Source organism: Streptosporangium vulgare (assembly GCF_042428775.1).
GTDB classification, from domain to species: Bacteria; Actinomycetota; Actinomycetes; order Streptosporangiales; family Streptosporangiaceae; genus Streptosporangium; species Streptosporangium vulgare.
The window spans coordinates 138,193-156,581 of sequence record NZ_JBHMBS010000020.1 but is presented as its reverse complement, the minus strand read 5'-3'; the positions used below and the strand labels follow the sequence as shown (position 1 = coordinate 156,581).

13 protein-coding genes are annotated in these 18,389 nt (G+C 73.8%); 8 read left to right on the top strand and 5 right to left on the bottom strand.

Features of this window, described 5'->3' with window-relative positions:
* Positions 1-136 precede the first annotated feature (136 nt).
* Both ACFFRH_RS32160 and ACFFRH_RS32155 read right to left on the bottom strand, forming a co-directional pair.
* Entirely contained in the window at positions 137-370 is a 234-nt protein-coding gene (locus tag ACFFRH_RS32160) for an RNA-binding S4 domain-containing protein (RefSeq protein ID WP_344748238.1), read from the bottom strand.
* 66 nt (positions 371-436) lie between these two features.
* Positions 437-2,008, bottom strand: coding sequence for a PucR family transcriptional regulator (locus ACFFRH_RS32155; protein WP_344748239.1), 1,572 nt, complete (start codon positions 2,006-2,008; stop codon positions 437-439).
* 188 nt (positions 2,009-2,196) lie between these two features.
* Here ACFFRH_RS32155 and ACFFRH_RS32150 point away from each other — a divergent pair, with 188 nt between their 5' ends.
* From ACFFRH_RS32150 to ACFFRH_RS32130, 5 genes are all read left to right on the top strand, one after another.
* A complete protein-coding gene (locus ACFFRH_RS32150; RefSeq protein WP_344748240.1) occupies positions 2,197-3,090 on the top strand; it encodes an oxamate carbamoyltransferase subunit AllH family protein in 894 nt (297 codons plus the stop codon).
* The gene (locus ACFFRH_RS32145; protein WP_344748241.1) at positions 3,077-4,525 is read left to right on the top strand and encodes an AllF/FdrA family protein; all 1,449 of its coding nucleotides are present in this window, start codon (positions 3,077-3,079) and stop codon (positions 4,523-4,525) included. Before ACFFRH_RS32150 ends, ACFFRH_RS32145 begins: the two co-directional genes overlap by 14 nt.
* Before the next feature lie 299 nt (positions 4,526-4,824).
* Complete coding sequence (locus ACFFRH_RS32140; protein WP_344748242.1) at positions 4,825-6,234, top strand: YlbE family protein; 1,410 nt, start codon at positions 4,825-4,827, stop codon at positions 6,232-6,234.
* Positions 6,235-6,451: 217 nt separating this feature from the next.
* Entirely contained in the window at positions 6,452-8,578 is a 2,127-nt protein-coding gene (locus tag ACFFRH_RS32135; RefSeq protein WP_386161188.1) for a serine/threonine-protein kinase, read from the top strand.
* Positions 8,579-8,679: 101 nt separating this feature from the next.
* Positions 8,680-10,035: an MFS transporter gene (locus ACFFRH_RS32130; protein WP_344746645.1), complete on the top strand. Its 1,356-nt coding sequence runs from the start codon at positions 8,680-8,682 to the stop codon at positions 10,033-10,035.
* Positions 10,036-10,293: 258 nt separating this feature from the next.
* Here the strand turns inward: ACFFRH_RS32130 and ACFFRH_RS32125 are convergent, their stop codons facing one another.
* Together ACFFRH_RS32125 and ACFFRH_RS32120 are read right to left on the bottom strand one after the other, a co-directional pair.
* Positions 10,294-11,889, bottom strand: coding sequence for a bifunctional 3'-5' exonuclease/DNA polymerase (locus ACFFRH_RS32125; protein WP_344746647.1), 1,596 nt, complete (start codon positions 11,887-11,889; stop codon positions 10,294-10,296).
* Positions 11,890-11,924: 35 nt separating this feature from the next.
* Complete coding sequence (locus tag ACFFRH_RS32120; RefSeq protein WP_344746648.1) at positions 11,925-13,433, bottom strand: metallophosphoesterase family protein; 1,509 nt, start codon at positions 13,431-13,433, stop codon at positions 11,925-11,927.
* A gap of 119 nt (positions 13,434-13,552) precedes the next feature.
* On the opposite strand from ACFFRH_RS32120, the gene ACFFRH_RS32115 reads away from it, so the two are divergent.
* A complete protein-coding gene (locus tag ACFFRH_RS32115; RefSeq protein WP_344746649.1) occupies positions 13,553-13,963 on the top strand; it encodes an acyl-CoA thioesterase in 411 nt (136 codons plus the stop codon).
* 317 nt (positions 13,964-14,280) lie between these two features.
* Here the strand turns inward: ACFFRH_RS32115 and ACFFRH_RS32110 are convergent, their stop codons facing one another.
* Positions 14,281-15,855 (bottom strand): FAD-binding oxidoreductase, encoded by a 1,575-nt coding sequence (locus ACFFRH_RS32110; protein ID WP_344746650.1) that lies wholly within the window; start codon positions 15,853-15,855, stop codon positions 14,281-14,283.
* A gap of 46 nt (positions 15,856-15,901) precedes the next feature.
* On the opposite strand from ACFFRH_RS32110, the gene ACFFRH_RS32105 reads away from it, so the two are divergent.
* Positions 15,902-16,531 carry a TetR/AcrR family transcriptional regulator gene (locus ACFFRH_RS32105; RefSeq protein WP_386161187.1) on the top strand — a complete coding sequence of 210 codons (630 nt, stop codon included), beginning with the start codon at positions 15,902-15,904 and terminating at the stop codon, positions 16,529-16,531.
* Positions 16,528-18,114, top strand: coding sequence for a glycerol-3-phosphate dehydrogenase/oxidase (locus ACFFRH_RS32100; protein WP_344746652.1), 1,587 nt, complete (start codon positions 16,528-16,530; stop codon positions 18,112-18,114). The genes ACFFRH_RS32105 and ACFFRH_RS32100 overlap by 4 nt, the downstream gene beginning before the upstream one ends.
* The last annotated feature ends 275 nt before the right edge of the window (positions 18,115-18,389 follow it).

The following is an 18,389-nucleotide window of genomic DNA, read 5'->3' as shown; positions in this document are numbered from 1 at the left end:
GGGGCACGCGGGAGCACTCTCCGGTCCAGCGAAGGGCACGCGGGCGCGCTCTCCGGCCCGGCGAGGGGCACGCACGACACACCCGCCGACCTGGCGAGGGTTCACGCGCACGGCAGTCCCGCCGCCCCGCCGAGGGTCACGTGTGACGCGCACGTCGATTCGCGACCACGTGGATCTCGAAGCCGTCGCCGGTCACCACCTGGCCGTCGCGGATCTTGCAGGTCTTGCGGAGCTCGACCTCGCCGTCCACCAGCACGTTGCCGTCGGCGATGAAGTGCTTGGCCTGGCCGCCCGTCTCGGTGACGCCGCAGTATTTGAGCAGGTCGCACAGCGGGATGTACTCGGTGTCCAGCTCGAAGGTCTCGTTCACGCCGAACAGCTTAGATCCCGCGTACGCGCCGGATCCCCCGTCGCGTCCCGGCGCGGGCCGCGGCCGTCAGATCCCGCGCATCCGCAGGACGTGCAGGGCGAGGGTGAGGTTCAGGCGCAGGTGGGCGTCCTCGGTGAAGCCGCCGAGCATGCGCTCCAGCTTGCCGATCCGGTAGCGCAGCGTGTTGTAGTGGAAGTGCAGCCTGCGCGCCGTCTCGGCCACGTTGAGGTTGGTCTCCAGCAGCACCTGCAGCGTACGGCGCAGGTCGGCGTTCTCCACGTCGTCGTCGGAGGCGAGCGGCCCGAGGGTCTCGCGGACGAAGGCGTGCAACTCCGCGGTGTCGTTGACCAGGGAGAGCAGGCGGTAGACGCCGAGCTGGTCGAAGTGCGCGACCGCGCCGTTGCCGTGGAGCTGGCGGCCCACCCGCGCGGCCTTCAGCGCCTGGCCGTACGCCTCGGGCAACGCCTCGGCCCCGACGGCGGTGCGGCTGGCGCCGGTGGAGAAGGTGGCGGGCAGGGACTCGGCGAAGGCCGCGGCGGCGTCCTTGGCGAGGCGGCCCGCGTCGACGGACGCGTCCACGACGGTGACGACCTCGTGGGAGAACCCGGCCACCGCGCCGCGCGCGTCGTGGCGGCGCATCGCCGCGGTCCAGCAGGTGACCAGGCGGTCCTGGGCGGCGCGCTCGTCACCTTCGGGGTCGAGCTCGGCCACCAGCACGGTGACCGGGCGCTGCAGGTCCCAGCCGAAGGCCCTGGCCCGGGAGGCGACCCGCTCGGAGCCCCCGGCCCTGCCGGTGAGCACGTCGCGCAGGAAGTCGGCGCGGTACTTGCTCTCGACGGCGTTCACCGCCTCCTGCCGGGTCACCACCAGCGCGGCGACCGTAGCGGCACGTTCCAGAATGCCGACGTCGCCGTCACCGATGGACCCGACCGGGCCGCAGGCGACGATCCTGCCGTGGTGGTGGCCGCCCGCCACGACCGGCACCGAGGTGTGGCGCCCCTCGGGTGCCCCGGGGGCCTCGCGCAGCGTGGCCACGTGCTCGACGGGCCCGGCCGCGGCGAGCACGTGGCCCGCCCCGTCCAGCACGGCCACCCCCACGCCCAGCAGCCCGGCGACCTCGGCCGTCACCTCGCGCAGCCCGCCCCCGGCGAGCACGACCTGGACCAGCGCCCGGTGCGCCTCCTCGGCCCTGGCCAGCACGGCGGCCTGGCGGTTGAGGATGTCGGTCAGGACCTGGTTGAGGATGTCGTCGAAGCCGACGTTGTCGGGAAGCTGGATCAGCGGGAAGCCCAGCCGGTCGGCCTGCTCCACCATCTCCTCGGGCAGCTCGTCGAGATAGCGTCCGAGCTTGATGGCGAGCGCGGCCAGGCCGCGCTCGTCGAGGTCGGCCACCAGCCTGCCGAGCGACTGGGGGGTGTTGCGCAGCGGGTAGCCGGTGGTGAGCAGCAGCTCGTGCGGCTTGACCCAGGCCAGGACGTCGGGCACCTCCATCACGTTGAGGCGCTGCACGACGCGGTCCAGGCCCCGCTCCCCCGCGATCAGCCGGGCCCCCGCGAGTGTCGAGACGCCGAGGACCTCGCCGACGGCGACGCCATGGATGATCGTTCCGGTGCTCGCCGGGCGCACGGGGGGTTCCATTAGGCGATTGTGACTGATGGACCCGTCTGTCAGGAAGAGCCAACCTTTGGACAGACTGTTGGCAGCTTTCTCCGTACGGCCTGTGTCCACGCCCGTTCTACCGTCGGCTCAATGGATGGGGGGTCCGTGAGCGAGCGAACCGCTGGAGAGAGCACCTTCACACCCACGGGGCCGGCCGAGGAGCGCTCATGAGCATCAAGACGCGCCCGAGGGCGCAGCGCGTGCACGTACGGACGCACCGGACCGGCGCGGCCAGCACGGCCCTGCGCCAGATGCTGGAGGCGCCCCGCCGCCCGGCGCGGGTGCTGGCGGCCTTCCCCGCCGGCGTCTACCTTGAGGTACGCACCGAGCTGGAACCGCAGGTCATCGCGGTGTTGACCGGCGAGGCCACCCGCCTGCCCAACGCCATGGTGGTCACCGACCCGATGCCCCTGGTCGCGGTGGGCGACGAGGCGTCCGTCGGCGACGGCTCGATCGACGTCGGGCGGCTCAGCCTGCGGGCCCACCGCTGGTGGAACCCGGCCCCGCCGCTCGGCGCCGTGGACGCCGCGCGGCTGGCCCGCTCGCTGCCCGCGATGGCGGAGCTGTGCGAGCGGTCGCCGAGGCGTCCCGGGCTGGAGGGCAACGGCGCGGCCGGACTGCTGGCCCAGGGCTGCGCCGAGGGTTCGCTGCTGAAGAGCGTGATGGCCGCCGAGCAACTGGTCGGCCTGGGTCCCGGGCTCACGCCGAGCGGTGACGACGTGCTCGCGGGACTGCTGGTCGCGCTGCGCCACCTGGGCGGGGCGACGGGGGCGGGCCGGGCCGTCTGGCTGGCCGACTGGCTGGCCGCGGCGGTCACCTTCGACGTACGCGGCAGGACCACCCCCATCTCGGCGGCGCTGCTGCACTGCGCCGCCCGGGGCGAGGCCAGCGGCGAGGTGCTGGCCGTGCTGCGGGGCATGGCGGGACGGCAGTCCCTGGAGCCGGCGCTGCACCGCCTTCTGCAGCTGGGCCACACCTCCGGGGCGGACCTGGCGTGGGGGCTGCGGATCGGGCTCGCGGCGGTGATCGATCTGGAAGGCGGGGGCGATGGCGAGTACTGATGTGGTCCGGACGCGTACGGGGGTCTACCACGACTCCGTGAGCCTGATGCGGGTGAGCCGCGCGGCGTCCGCGCTGCCCGGCGTGGAGGTCGCGGTGGTGGCGATGGCCACCGAGCTCAACCTCGGGATCGCCGCCGAGCTGGGCTTCGGCCTTCCCCCGGCGGATCCCGCCGACCTGCTGATCGCGCTGCGCGGCGAGGCGGACGCCCTGGAGGCCGCGTCCGCGGAACTCGACGGGCTGCTCGCCGCGCTGTCGGCCCCGTCCACGAGCGGTGGCGGCACCGAACGCCCTCCGCGCACCGTCCGCGCGGCGGCCCGCGAGCGCGCCGCCGCCCTCGCCCTGGTCTCGGTGCCGGGCCCGTACGCGTTCGCCGAGGCGCTGGACGCGGTCGAGGCGGGCCTGTCCGTGATGATCTTCAGTGACAACGTGCCCGTCGAGCAGGAGGTGCTGCTCAAGAGGCGCGCCGCCGAGCGCGGCGTGCTGGTCATGGGTCCCGACTGCGGCACCGCGGTGGTCGGCGGGGCGGGTCTCGGCTTCGCGAACGTCCTGCGACCGGGCCCGGTCGGGGTGGTGGCCGCCTCGGGGACCGGCGCGCAGCAGGTGACCTGCCTGCTCGACCTGGCGGGGGTGGGGGTCTCCCACGTGCTGGGCGTGGGCGGTCGCGACCTGTCCGCGGACGTGGGCGGGCTGTCCACCCTGCGCGCCCTGGAGGCCCTCGACGCCGACCCCGCCACCGAGCTGATCGTCCTGATCTCCAAGCCCCCGGCCCCCGAGGTCGCGCGGGCCGTCGAGGAGGCCGTCGCGAAACTCCGCACGCCGGTCGTGACCGCGCTGCTCGGCCCCGGCCGGGACGACCTGACCTCGGTGACCGAGGCCGCCCTGCGCGCCCTCGGCGTCCCGGTCCCCACCTGGCCCTCCTGGCCCGCTCCCGGGACGAGTGGCGCGGGAGCCGGGCTCTCTGGGCTCTCCGGGTCGAGCGACGCGGGAGCCGGGAAGGCCGGGAGGAACGTGCGGGGGATCTACTCGGGCGGGACGCTGTGCGTGGAGGCGCGGCTGATCGCCGGGACCGGCGAGTTCACCGACTTCGGAGACGACGCCTACACGGTCGGCAGGGCCCACCCGATGATCGACCCGACGCTGCGCCTGGAGGCCCTGGCGGAGGTGCCGTCCGGCGACGTCGTCCTGCTCGACGTGGTGCTCGGTCACGGCGCCGACCCCGACCCCTCGGCCAGGCTCGCGCCCGCGATCGCCGAGGCCGTCGCGAGAGGCGTCACGGCGGTGGTCGCGCTGGTCGGCTCCGAGGGCGACCCGCAGGGGCTGGCCGCGCAGGCCGGGGCCCTGAACGCGGCGGGGGCCGCGGTGTTCACGTCCAACGCCGGGGCCGCCGGGTACGCCGCGCGAGCGGCCTCCGGGACCACCACGGACGCTCGTTGACCGCTCGTTGACCGCTCGCCGGAAGGCGGAGGTCTCCGGGCTCGTCTCAGGCCGGGTCTCATGCCCCGGTCCGGGGTCGGGCTCGGGGTCGGGTTCCAGGACCCGGCCGCAGGCTCGGGTTCGAGTTCCAGACCCGGCCACGGGCTCGGGGTCCGGGGCCGGGCTCCGGCCGCGGACTCGGCTCGGGTTCCAGAACCCGGCCGCGGGTTCGGGGTTCAGGTTCGGGTCGCGGGCTCCGGTTTCGGGCTCGGGGTTCAGGTTCGGGCTTCACGCCCGGGTCTCAGGTTCAGGGAGAAGTGATGACGCTGTCCATGCTTTCCGGCGAGCCGGAAGTGATCACGGTGGGGGCCGACCTGCTCGGTGAGGCGCTGGACGCGCAGGCCGTCCCGCGCGTCCGGGTGGACTGGCGCCCGCCGATGCCCGGCACCGAGGCGGACCTGGCCAGGGTGCTGGCCGACCCGCGCAGGGTCCGCGCCAACGAGACGGCCGTGGGCCGCCTGGTCTCGGCGCGGCCGCAGCTCGTCGGGGTGCGGCCCGCGCACGAGGTGCTCGACCTGCCGAAGGGGACGTTCCTGCACGCGGGGCCGCCGATCGAGTGGGAACGGGCGTCGGGCCCGATGCGGGGCGCGCTCATCGGGGCGATGCTGCTGGAGGGCCTCGCCTCCGACGCCGGGGAGGCCGAGGAACTGCTGGCCGCCGGACGGGCCCGGCTGGACTCCTGCCACCACCACCGGACCGTCGGGCCGATGGCGGGCGTGGTCACCCCGTCGATGTGGATGTTCGAGGTCCGCGACGCCGAGCACGGCGGCACCGCCTACTGCTCGCTCAACGAGGGCCTGGGCAAGGTGCTGCGCTACGGCGCGTACGGCCCCGAGGTGCTGGAGCGGCTGCGCTGGATGGGCGAGGTGCTCGGCCCGGTGCTCCAGGCCACCCTGGAACGGAGCGGGCCGCTCGACCTCAGGTCGCTGGCCGCGCAGGCCCTGCAGATGGGCGACGAGCTGCACAACCGCAACCGCGCCGCCACCTCGCTGCTGGTGCGCGAGCTCGCCCCCGACGTGGTGGAGGCCGCTCCCGGCCACGCCGCCGAGGTCCTGCGCTTCGTCAACGGCAACGACCACTTCTTCCTCAACGCGGGCATGGCCGCGTGCAAGGTCAGCACGGACGCCGCGCGGGACATCCCCGGCTCCACGATGGTCGTCGCGATGGCCCGCAACGGCACCGACTTCGGGGTCCAGGTCTCCGGGCTGGGCGACCGGTGGTTCACCGGCCCCGCGGGAGTGCCGGACGGCCTCTATCTGGGCGCGTACGGCCCGGACGACGCCAACCCCGACATCGGCGACTCGACGATCACCGAGACGGCGGGGCTGGGCGGCTTCGCGATGGCCGCGGCCCCGGCGATCGTGCGGTTCGTCGGCGGCGACGTGTCGGACGCGATGGCGGCGACCCGGTCCATGTACGAGATCACCCTGGCCGAGCATCCCGCGTACCAGATCCCGGGGCTGGACTTCCGGGGCACGCCGGTCGGCGTCGACGTCACGCTGGTCGCCAGGACGGGCCTGCTGCCCACCGTGAACACCGGTATCGCCGGACGGGTCGCCGGGACCGGACAGGTCGGCGCGGGCCTGGTCAGCCCGCCCTCCTCGGCCTTCACCTCGGCGCTGGCCGCGCTGGCCGAGGCCGCCGATCGTGAACATCGGACGACTGAGTGATCTTTCATCTATTAAGATTGGGTAAAGCTGACATTTTGTCCATCCGCCGGTAGCATTCGGCGACGTCGGAGCGCGGACGCAGGCTCAGTGATCCGAAGAACACCGATCCTGACAAATACCGTCACGTGCTTTCTCAGCATGCAAACTTCCATGACCAAATGCCATCTCGCTATCGTGTCCACCTCACGAAAGCGCTGGTTATGGGGAACGGGGAACGATGACCGATCGCTTGCTCGGGAGAAACCCCCAGGGGCCTGAGGGCGGCGATTCCGGCGGCGGAACACCGGAGGGCCAGGGCAGGCTGGTGGGCAGGCGCTACCGCCTGGTGTCACCGGTGGGCCGTGGCGGCATGGGCATGGTGTGGCACGCGCACGACGTCCTGCTCGACCGGGACGTCGCGGTCAAGGAGCTGATCCTCCCCTACGGACTCGACCACGCGGGCACCCAGGGAGCCCACCGGCGGATGCTGCGCGAGGCCCGTTCGGCGGCCCGGCTCAGCCACCCCGGCATCGTCACCGTTCACGACGTCGTCGAGGAGGACGGCCGCCCCTGGATCGTGATGGAGCTGGTCCGCGCCTGGTCGCTGGAGCAGGCCGTGCGGCAGAGCGGCCCGCTGCCGGTGGTCCAGGCCGCCGAGATCGGCGTCCGGGTGCTCGACGCGCTCCGCCACGCCCACGCCGCCGGGATCATGCACCGCGACGTCAAGCCCGGCAACGTGCTGCTCACCTCCGACCGGGTGGTCCTCACCGACTTCGGCATCGCCGCCATAGAGGGCGACGTCGCGATCACCCAGACCGGCCTGCTGATGGGCTCGCCCGCCTACATCCCGCCGGAGCGGCTGTCGGGCCAGCCGGTCACGCAGTCCTCCGACCTGTGGTCCTTCGGCGCCACCCTGTACGCGGCGGTCGAGGGGCGGCCCCCCTACGAGGGGCCGGACGCGGTGGCCGTGCTCGGCGCGATCCTCACCCAGGAGCCCAGCCGCCCCCAGCGGGCCGGTGCCCTGATCACCGTCATCGAGGGCCTGCTCCGCAAGAACCCCGCCGACCGGATGAGCGCCTCGCAGGTGTCCGACCTGCTCGACAGGGTGCTGCGCAGCCACGGCTCCAGCACCCCGAACCGCGCGCCCACCCCGGCGCCCTCGTCGATGCCGGTCCCCGGCGACTCCATGCCGATCCACCTGATGCCCCCGCTGGACATACCGTCGGGGCCGATGCCCTCCCGGATCATCGAGACGCCCTCCGGCCCGATCCGGGTGCCGTACGGCTCGGGCAACGACTCCTCCGGCGGCCACCCGCTCCCCTACGACGCGCTCGCCGGCCCGTCGGGGTCCCACCGCGCGGACCTGCTGTCCTTCCCCGGTCCCACTTCCGGCGGATTCCCTCGGGCGGGCGGACCGCAGGCCGACGCGGCCACCGGCCTGACCGGCGGGCACCAGCGCGGGTACGACGCGCTGCGCATCCCGGCGACCGGACCAGACGGCAACTCGTTCGACCCGCTGACCAGCTTCTCGGGCGACCTGCCCGCCGCGCCGTCCACTCAGTCCGCACCGCTGTCCGCGCCACCGGCCGCGCCGCGGCGCGGCGGGCAGAGCGAGGCCTCCCGAGCCCGCGAGGCGGCGCTCTGGCCCACCCCCTCCTCGCAGGAGTCGTCCTCCCGCGCCGCCGTACGGGACTCGCAGCTGACCTCCCCCGGCCGGACCGGATCGCGCGGGACCTCGCGCCGCGCGCCGGGAAACGACGGCGGCGGCCCCGACCTCCGCCTGCTGATGCTCGGCGGGGGCGGCGTGCTGGCCATCGTGGTCGCCGGCCTGCTCGTCTTCCTGCCCGGCGGGAACTCCGATCCCGCGACCCCCGCGACCCCGTCCACGGCGATCTCCACGGCGGCCGAGCCGCTGACGCCCGCGGGGCCGAGCGAGGTCCCCGAGGGCTTCAAGCTGGTGGACGCCGCCGGTGTCTCCGGCGCGGTGCCCGACGACTGGACGGTGAAGGAGAGCGCAGGCGCGGTGGCCACCTTCTCCGGGCCGAAGGGGGGCGGGCAGAACATCGTCGTCGCCAAGGTGCCGGTCGCCGAGCCGGTGCTGGCGCTGAGCAGGGCGAGCAAGAAGGGCCTGGACGAGTACACCGAGGTCGGCGTGACGACCGTGAGCTATCGCGCGTGGAAGGCCGCGGACTGGGAGTACACCTACGTCCAGCCCAACGGCGTCCCGATGCACGGGCTGACGCGCTACGTCGCCGTCAACGGCCTGACCGCCTACCAGATCACGTTCAGGGTCCAGGATCTGGACTGGGAGAAGAACGCGGAGATCCTCCAGACGTTCTTCGCCACCTTCGTACCGGTCGACTGATCCCGCCGGTCGTCCCCTCACCCCGCCGGTGAGACGACCGCGTGGTGCGGTCATGGGTAATAACCTCGTGGCGCGGTCATGAGTGATGACAGACTTCGCTAGTGACCGCGAACCCCACCAATACCGCGAATCCCGACGGCTTCCCTGACGGCTCTCCCGGCGGATCCTCCGGCGGCTCCCCCGGTGAGGAACGGATCGCCGCCGTGCGGCGGCGGACGCTCACCGTCCTGTCCGCGGCCCAGATCAGCGGCGGGATCGGTGTCGCCGTGGGACTCACCTTCAGCTCGGTGACCATGGAGGAGCTCTCCGGCTCCACCGCGCTCAGCGGGCTGGCCGGGACCGCGGTCGTGCTGGGCGCCGCGCTGCTGGCGCTGCCCACCGCGAGATCGTCCGGCAGGGGAGGACGGCGGGCCGGGCTCGCCCTGGCCTACGGGTGCGCCCTGCTCGGCTGCCTGCTCTCGCTGCTCGCCGTCGGCCTGGGATCGTGGCCGCTGCTGCTGGCCGGGCTGGTGCTGTTCGGCGCGGCCAGCGCGGGCGGCCTGGCCTCACGCTACGCCGCGACCGACCTGTCCCCGCCGGGGCACGCGGCCCGGCACCTGTCGCTGGTGGTGTGGGCCACCACCATCGGATCGGTCGCCGGGCCGAACCTCGCCGAGCCCGCCGAACGGTTCAGCGCCGGGCTCGGGTTGTCGGCGGGCAGCGGTCCCTTCGCCCTCGCCCTGCTGGGCTTCGCGATCGCCCTCGGCATCATCGTGATCGCCCTGCGTCCCGATCCGCTGCTCCTGGCCCGCGCCACGCTCCCGGCCCCGGACGTGTCTCCCGCTTCCGGCACCCCCGAGTCCGGCCCGGCCGACCCCTCGGGGAAGGGCGGGGGCACCTTCCGTACCGCCTGGCGGGTGCTGCGCGGGACGCCCCTGGCGGGCCGCGCCCTGGCCGCGATCGCGGTCAGCCACACCGCGATGGTCTCGGTCATGTCCATGACGCCGATCCACCTCGACCACGGCGGCTCGACGTACACGGTCATCGGCGTCGTGATCAGCCTGCACATCGCGGGGATGTACGTCCTGTCACCCGTGATCGGCTGGCTCGCCGACCGGGTCGGCAGGATCCCGGTGCTGGTGCTGGGGATGGGCCTGCTGCTGGCCGCCACCGTCCTCGCGGGCGGCGCCGGGGCGCACGACGTCCCGCGGGTGACCATCGGCCTCGTCCTGCTCGGCCTCGGCTGGTCGTGCGGGCTGATCTCCGGCTCGGCGATGCTCAGCGAGGCCGTGCCACTGGAACACCGCACCCCCGTGCAGGGCCTCTCGGACCTGCTGATGAACGTCTGCGGCGCGACCGGCACCGTGATCGCCGGAGTGATCGTCGGCAGCCTGTCGTACGGCGTGCTCGGCGCGTCCGTCGCGGTCATGGTGGCGGTCACCGGCACCTGGCTCGCCCTGGCCCGCACCCGAGCCTGAGCCTGAGCCGCGACCACCCCCGCCCCGGCCACGTCGGCCCGTACCCGGTTCTCACCGTCACCGCCAGGGAACCCCCGGGACCGCACGAGGCCGGAGCCGGGAGCGGGACCGAGGCCGGGAGCGGGACCGGGACCGACGGCAGGAAACGGGAGCGGGAGGGAAAGCGGGCCCGGGACTGACAGCCGGGAACGGGAGCGGGCTTGGGGCGGCGGCCGGGACCAGGAGGTGCGGCCGGGAGTGTGGGCAGGGCCCCGGGCGTCATTTGGCGTCGGCGTAGCACCTGACCGGGACGGCCTGCATGGGGAAGCGCACCGGGGTCGACCCGAACAGCAGCCGGGTCGCCTCCTCCGCCGCCTTGCCGACCGCCGCGACGACCTCGCCGGCCTGCTCGGCCGGGCAGTGCACCATCACCTCGTCGTGCTGGAAGAACACCAGCCTGGCCGGGTCGGGCAGCAGGCCGCGCAGCACGGCCATCAGCGCGAGCGCCCACTCGGCCGCGGTCGCCTGGACGACGAAGTTACGGGTGAACCGGCCGCGGTCGCGGGCCGCGCGGCCTCCCTCCGGGCCGGAGACCAGCTCCCGCCACCTGGCGGAGGGCGGGGGCGAGGTGCGGCCCAGCCAGGAGCGGACCACCTTGCCCTCCTCCCCGGCGCGGGCGGCGTCTTCCACGAACCGGTGGGCGAGGGGGAAGCGCCGGCGCATCACGGCGAGCAGCCTGGACGCGTCTCCGCTGGTGCCCCCGTACATCGCCGACAGCATGGCGAGCTTGGCGTTGTCGCGCTCGCCGCCGAACGCCTTCGCCAGCGCCTGGTAGAGGTCGGCCTCCCCGGCCGCCCTCGCCAGGCCGCCGTCTCCCGCCATGGCGGCGAGCACCCGCGGCTCCAGCTGGGCCGCGTCGGCGACGACGAGCGTCCAGCCCTCGTCGGCCACGATGACCTTGCGCATCAGCTTGTGGATCTGCAGGGCCCCGCCGCCGTTGGTGGCCCAGCGGCCCGTCACCACGCCGCCCACCACGTATTCGGGCCGGAAGCGGTGGTCGCGCACCCACTGGTCGGCCCAGGCCCAGCCGTGGAAGCTGTAGAACCTGGCCATCTCCTTGTAGGCGAGCAGGGGCGCGACCCCCGGGTGCTCGACCTGCTTGATGTCGTGGGCCCGGGTGGAGGCGACCGGCACGCCCGCCGCCTTGAACGCCCTGACGATCTGCTGCGGGGAGTCGGGGTTGAACGGCGTGCCGAAGGCGGCGGCCACCTGGTCGGCCAGCGCCTGGAGCTTGGCGGGCCGCATGCCGTGCACCGGGCGCGGGCCGAGCATGCCGGTGAGCAGCTCGTCGTGCACGTCCTCCCGCCAGGGCATGCCCTCCTGGGCCATCTCCGCGGCGATCAGCGCCCCGGCCGACTCGGCGGCGACCAGCAGCCGGAACCGCCGCGGGTCGGCGGTGGCCTCGACGCGGCGCAGCTGGTCGGCGTACACCTCGGCGACCAGGTTCGCGTCCGGCGGGGGCGCCTCCTCCTCGAAGAGGGTGGCCTGCCGCGCCTGGGAACCATGGTGGTCGTCGGGCACGGGGAGGCCGTGCAGCCGGGCGTAGGCGGCGGGGACGGACCTCGGCTCGCCGAACCGCCCCTCGTGGGCGAGCAGCAGCCCCTCGGTGAGCACCAGGTCGTGGCAGCGCGCCAGCCGCACCCCGGCGGCGAGCAGCGCGGGGTAGACCTCCCGCGTGTCGGCCCAGACCCAGCGCGGGTCGCGGGCCTCCAGCTCGCGGGCGGCCGAGGCCAGGTCGGCGACGGCCCCGGCGGGCTCGCCGTCCACACGCAGCACACCCCCGCCCCCGGGAGCCACCGCGACCGACACGTGCATACCCCAACCCTGCCACGCCGGTACGACATTCTCGATCAGACGAGCGGGATGGCGATCTCGTCCTCGAGCGGGGGTTCGATCTCCTGCGGCAGGCAGCCGGTGGCGGCGAAGCAGCGGATCCTCAGCGTCTCGGGGGTCACCGAGATGTGCAGGAAGCTCTTGAAGAACGGCGGGGTGTCCCAGTCGGACAGCTCAGACAGGTAGCGGTGGAAGGTCCTGCCCACGGGCAATCGCAGCGGCATCGGCCACCCGCCGAGGATCCGGGCCGCCCACCTCATCCGCCGGGTGATCGGCACGGGCGGGATGTCCCGTACCGGGGTGTTGCCGATCCGGCGGGACATCAGCGCCGCGCTCTCGTCGGGGGTGAGATAGAGCCAGCGCATGCGCAGCCGGTCGCTGTAGAGCCTGCTGTAGAACGACAGCGAGTCGCCGCGCAGCGGGTAGCAGCGGTAGTCGTCCTCGTCCAGGCCGCCGACGGTGACCCTCGGGATGGTGTGGGTGGCGTGCATGAAGGCACCGGAGCCGCCCGCCACGAGATACTGGATGGTCCGCTCCCCGACCTTGATCGGGAAGCGCTGGTAGTTGTGCACGTCGCCACCGATCGCCGCGACGTAGTTGTGCGCGGGATCGGTGACGATGTCGTCGACGGTGCCGCCGCCGGCCAGCTTCGACGGCTTGTAGTCGTTGCGGGTGTAGATGGGCTTGCCGGTGATCAGCACCTTGGGCCGGGGGTCGCGGGAGACCGTGCGCAGCCAGTCGGCCTGCTCCCTGTCGATGTCGCCGCGGATCCCGGTGTCCACGCCGACGATGAGCAGCCCCGGGGTCTCCATCGCCCAGTAGGGGGCGGGCTGCACGGCCCGCTGCTCGGGCCTCGCCCGCCGCTCGCGCGCCCTGGCCAGCCGGGCCTCGTCGATCTTCTCCGGCTTGCGCCAGAGCAGGCCGCGCAGCCCCGAGGGCGACAGCTTGAACCCCTCGTCCTCGGCCGCCAGCGCCGGGGCGTCGCAGAAGACGCGCATGAAGCCGCCGAGCCCGTCGTACCAGTCGTGGTTGCCGGGGATCGCGTAGATCGGCGCCCGGTAGTCCTGGTAGGGGCGGAAGAACTTGTCCTCGTACTCGTTGCCCGAACCGGTGGGGTAGATCACGTCACTGGCGACGACCGCGAAGGAGGTGCCCTCGCCGATCTTGAGCATGCCCGGCACGACGGCGTACTGCGAGGCGTCGCCCTCCCCCGTGTCGCCGAGGACCAGGAAGGAGAACTCGGGGCCGACGTCCATCGGGATGCGGAAGGAGGGGTCGACGCCCCGGTCCCGCTGGGAGCCCACCCAGCGCGCCCGCACCTGGCCCGAGGGGTCTCCGAACAGGATCGCGAGGACCTCGTTCCGCGACCGCCAGATGGTGCGCGGGTTCAGCCAGGAGAAGGTCTCCTTGCCGGGCAGCAGGTCCGTGAAGGTGCCCGTCTGGGCGCAGGACCAGCCGGCACCCTCCTTCGACACCCGGGAGGAGGCCTCACGCCCGCGCTCCGCCGCCTGTCCTATGTCAACCATGCCCCATATCTTGGCAATGATCTTAAAGGGCCGCACACCCTCTTCCACTATCAGGACCGGCCTGTCCGGAACTCGCCCCGGCTCCCCGGAGCGGCCACCCTCTGGAATATGGTTCTACCGTGTACGCCTACTGGGAGACGGTTCCGACCAGGTGGAAGGACAACGACGTCTACGGCCACGTCAACAACGCCGTCCACTACTCGATGATGGACACGGTGATCAACACCTGGCTGATCAGGACCGCCGGCCTGGACATCCACGATGGCGACGCCATCGGCCTGTGCGTCGAGTCGCACTGCGTCTACCGGGCCTCGGTGTCCTTCCCCGAGGCCGTCAGGGTCGGGCTGCGGGTCGGCCACCTGGGCCGCTCCAGCGTCCGGTACGAGCTGGGACTGTTCCGCGAGGACGGCGAGACGGTCGTGGCGGAGGGCCACTTCGTCCACGTGTTCGTCGACCGGGAGACACGCAGGCCCGCCGGGATCCCCGGGCCGCTCCGCGAGGCCATGGAGAAGCTCGTGGTCGCCGGTTGACCACCCCCGCCCGGGCAACGGGCCGGACCCGGCGCAGTTCCCGGCCCTCCCGGTCCCCCCGGCCGGACCCGGTCGCGCCCCCGCCCGGACCTCCCCAGCCGAACCCGGCCGACCTCCCCCTGCCCGAACCCCCGGCCCTGCCCGAACCCCCGGCCCTGCCCGAACCCCCGGCCTTGGCCGAACCCCCGGCCTTGGCCGACCTCCCCCGGCCCTGCCCGCGCTCCCCGGCGCCGGCCGAACTCCCCTGCCGCACCTCTCCGTGCGCGTCACCTCTCCGTGCGCGTCACCTCTCCGTGCGCGTCACCTCTCCGTGCGCGTCACCTCTCCGCGGGAACGAGAACGCCTGGGTTGAGGACGCCCTCGGGGTCGAGCCGGTCCTTGATCCCGCGCAGGATCTCCACGCCCAGGTCGCCGATCTCGGTCGCGTAGGCCTCCCGGTGGTCGCGGCCGACGCCGTGGTGGTGCGAGACGGTGCCCCCGGCGGCGACGATCGCCTCGGTGACCGACCGTTTGGCCGCCTCCCACTGCCCGACGGGGTCCTCGTCCTGTGCCGTGACGACCGTGAAGTACAGGGAGGCGCCGGTGCCGTACACGTGGGAGATGTGGCACATGACCAGCGGCGAGCCGAGCGAGGCGTGCAGCGAGAGCCGTACGGCGTCGTAGAGGCGGGGCAGGTTGGACCAGAAACCGGCCGTCTCCAGCGTCTCGACGGTCGCCCCCGCGGCGAGCAGCGAGTCGCGCAGGTAGGGCGCGGAGTAGCGCCCGTGGGCCCACGACTCCCCCGGCTCCGTGCCGAGGGGGACGCCGCCGAGGCCGGACAGCGCGGCGGCGACCCGCTCCCGCAGGGCGGGCACCTCGGAGAAGCCCTCGTACCCGGCGATCGCCAGGCAGCCCGCGCCGGTCGGCGAGGCGCCGATCTCGCCGGGGCGGGCCAGGCCGACCATCGTCTCGGTCTCGTCGGACAGGCGCAGCACGGTGGGCACGACGCCCTCCTGGACGAGGTGGCGCAGCGCGGCCGACCCCTCCGCGAAAGACGCGAACCGCCACCCCTCGTAGACCCGCTCGGCGGGCGCGCGCCGGACGCGGAGCCGCAGGGAGGTGATCACCCCGAAGGCGCCCTCGGAGCCGAGGATCACCTGGCGCAGGTCGGGCCCGGCCGCCGACTTGGGCGCCCTGCCGAGTTCCAGGGTGCCGCGCGGGGTGGCCACGGTCATGCCGACGACCATGTCGTCGAAGCGCCCGTACCCGGCCGAGGCCTGGCCGCTGGAGCGGGCGGCGGCGAAGCCTCCTAGCGTGGCGTACTCGAACGACTGCGGGAAGTGACCTAGGGTGAGTCCGTGCCCGGCCAGAAGCCGCTCGGCCTCCGGGGCCCGCAGTCCCGGCTCCATCTCGGCGACCATCGACTCCGCGTCGACGGCGACCAGCCGGTCCAGTCTGGCCAGGTCCAGCGCGACGACACCGGCGAAGCCCCGCCGGGTCGCGACCAGGCCGCCGACCACGGAGGTTCCGCCGCCGAACGGGACCACCGCGACCCGGTGCGCGGCGCAGGCCGCCAGCACCTCCAGCACCTCGCGGTGCGAACCGGGCAGCACCACGGCGTCGGGGGCGTCGGAGCCGTCTCCGGCGCGCATGCGCATCAGGTCGGGGGTGGACTTGCCCCGGGTGTGCCGGACGCGGGACTCGTCGTCGGCGCGCACGTGGCCGGCGCCGACGATGCCGCGCAGCTCCGCCAGCGCGGGCGGGGGGAGGGGCGCGGCGGGCAGCCGCACCTCGCCGAGCTCGGCGGCCCGGTCCTGTCGCGGGCGCACGCCCAGCACGTCCTGGAGAAGTTTTCTGACCGGTTCCGGCAGGTCGGCGGCCTTGCCGGGGTCGCCCCAGCCGGACCAGAGCATGGGATCCGCAGCGCTTGTCGGGTTTTCCACCCTTACACTGTGACACATGACGTCTATTCGTCACAACGCAGACATGGAGAACACCGACCGGGTCCTGGACGCCGCCCGCGCGGCGGTCCTCGCGGTGGGGGTGCGTCGCACCACGCTCACCGACGTGGCACGCAGGGCCGGGCTCTCCCGCATGACGATCTACCGCCACTGGCCCGACGTGCGCACCCTCGTCGCCGACCTGATGACCCGCGAGTGGGTACGCGTCGCGGACCGGTTCGCGACCGGGGACCCGGTCACCTCGGCGGTGGCGGTGGTAGGGGCACTGCGCGGCCACCCGCTCTGGCGGAAGATCGTCGAGGTCGACCCGGAGCTGCTCCTGCCCTACCTGCTGGACCGCAGGGGCGCCAGCCACGAGGCCATGCTCGCTCTCGTCGAGGCCGCGATCGTCCGAGGTCAGGAGGAGGGCACCGTGCGCCCCGGTGACCCGGCGAGGCTGTCCAGGGCCGTGCTGCTGACCGCCCAGTCGTTCCTGCTCTCCGGTCCGACCATGCTCGACCCTGCCGGTCCGGAGACCCCGGCCGACCCGGCCGGTCTTGACGACCCGGCCTCCCCGGTCCCCCCGGTCGGACTGGACGACCTGGACGCCGAGCTCGCCACGCTCCTGGAAAGGTACCTGCGACCGTGAACTCCTCTCTCAACGCCGCCCGCCGCGAACGCGAGCTGGCCGAGGTACGCGACCTCGTGGTGGACGTGCTGGTGGTGGGCCTGGGCGCCACCGGCGCCGGGGCCGCGCTCGACGCGGCCTCCCGGGGCCTCTCCGTGGCCGCGATCGACGCCCACGACATGGCCTTCGGGACCTCCCGGTGGAGTTCCAAGATGATCCACGGCGGGCTCCGCTACCTGGCCAAGGGGCAGGTCGGGGTGGCGTACGAGAGCGCGGTGGAGCGCGGCCTCCTGCTCGGGCGCACCGCGCCGCACCTGGTCAGGGCCCACCCCTACCTGCTGCCGCTGGTCCCGGAGGTCTCCCGCCGTCACGCGGCGCTGGTGATGACCGGGTACCGCGTCGGAGAGGGGCTGCGCATCGCCACGCGCACGCCTCGCCACCTCCTGCCGGGCCCCTCGCGGATCTCCGCCGCGCAGACCCTCGCCCTCGCCTCGCCGCTGACCTCGCGAGGGCTGCGCGGCGCCCTGCTGTCGTGGGACGGGCGGCTGGTCGACGACGCCCGCCTGGTGGTCACCGTGGCCAGGACGGCCGCCGCCCTGGGGGCGAGGATACTGACGCGCTGCCGGGCGCTGGAGCTGTCCGGCGACGGCGCGCTGGTCCGCGACGAGCTCGACGGGGACACCTTCACGATCCGGGCCAGGACGGCGGTCAACGCCACCGGCGTCTGGGCCGCCGGGCTGCACCCGGGCATCCGGTTACGCCCCTCGCGCGGCACCCACCTGGTGCTGCGGCCCGAGACGCTGCCGGGGCTGGCCGCGGGACTGCACGTGCCGATCCCCGGGGAGAGCAACCGCTTCGCCCTGGTCCTCCCCCAGCCCGACGGGCGGGTCCACGTCGGCCTCACCGACGAACCGGTGGACGGCCCCGTCCCGGACGTCCCGCCGGTGCCCGAGGAGGACGTGATCTTCCTGCTCGCCGTCCTGAACTCCGTGCTGGAGGAGCCGATCCGGCGCGAGGACGTCGCCGGGACCTACGCGGGGCTGCGGCCACTGATCGCCGCCGACGGCCGCACCGCCGACCTGTCCAGGAGGCACGCGCTGCTGACCACGCCGGACGGGATGGTGACGATCGTGGGCGGCAAGCTCACCACGTACCGGCGGATGGCCGAGGACGCGGTCGACCGGGCCGTGTCGCTGGGCCGGCTCGACGCGGGGCGGAGCCGCACGGCCGAGATCCCCCTCGTCGGGGCCGTCCCGGCGAACGGCCCCGAAAGCCCCGACGGCGCGCGCAACGGGAACGACAGAAACGGCAGGAACGGTGGAAATAGCGGAAATGGCACGAACGGCGAGGGGGACCAGGAGGTGGACCGGCTGCGGGAGCGGTACGGGAGCGAGGCGGACGCCGTACGGGCCCTGATGGCGGAGGACCCCTGGCTGGCCGAACCCGGGCCGACCGGGGTCACCGGGGCCGATCTCGTCTGGGCCGTCAGGCACGAGGGCGCCCTGGACGTGGACGACCTCCTCGACCGGCGGACCAGGATCGGCCTCGTCCCGCAGGACCGCGCCGCGGCCCTTCCCCTGGCACGCGCCGCACTGGCCTACTGACCCCATCCACACCCGCGCCCGTCCGCCGGGAGCCCCGGACCGGGAAACCGCCGAAACCACCGAACCTCTCCGGCACGCGTCGCACCGGCCCACCGGCCCCGTCCGGCCTCGCCCCGTCCACCGGTAGGCGCGAGCAGCAAGCCGGGGCCGCGGACCGGGGGCCGCGAACCGGGGGAGCCGTCACGTCACCGGATCCCTCTCGCGGGCGCGTCGCCTTCACACGCCTATGATCGTTTCACTCTCGCCCCTTCGGTTCACCTGTTAGGTTAGTCTTA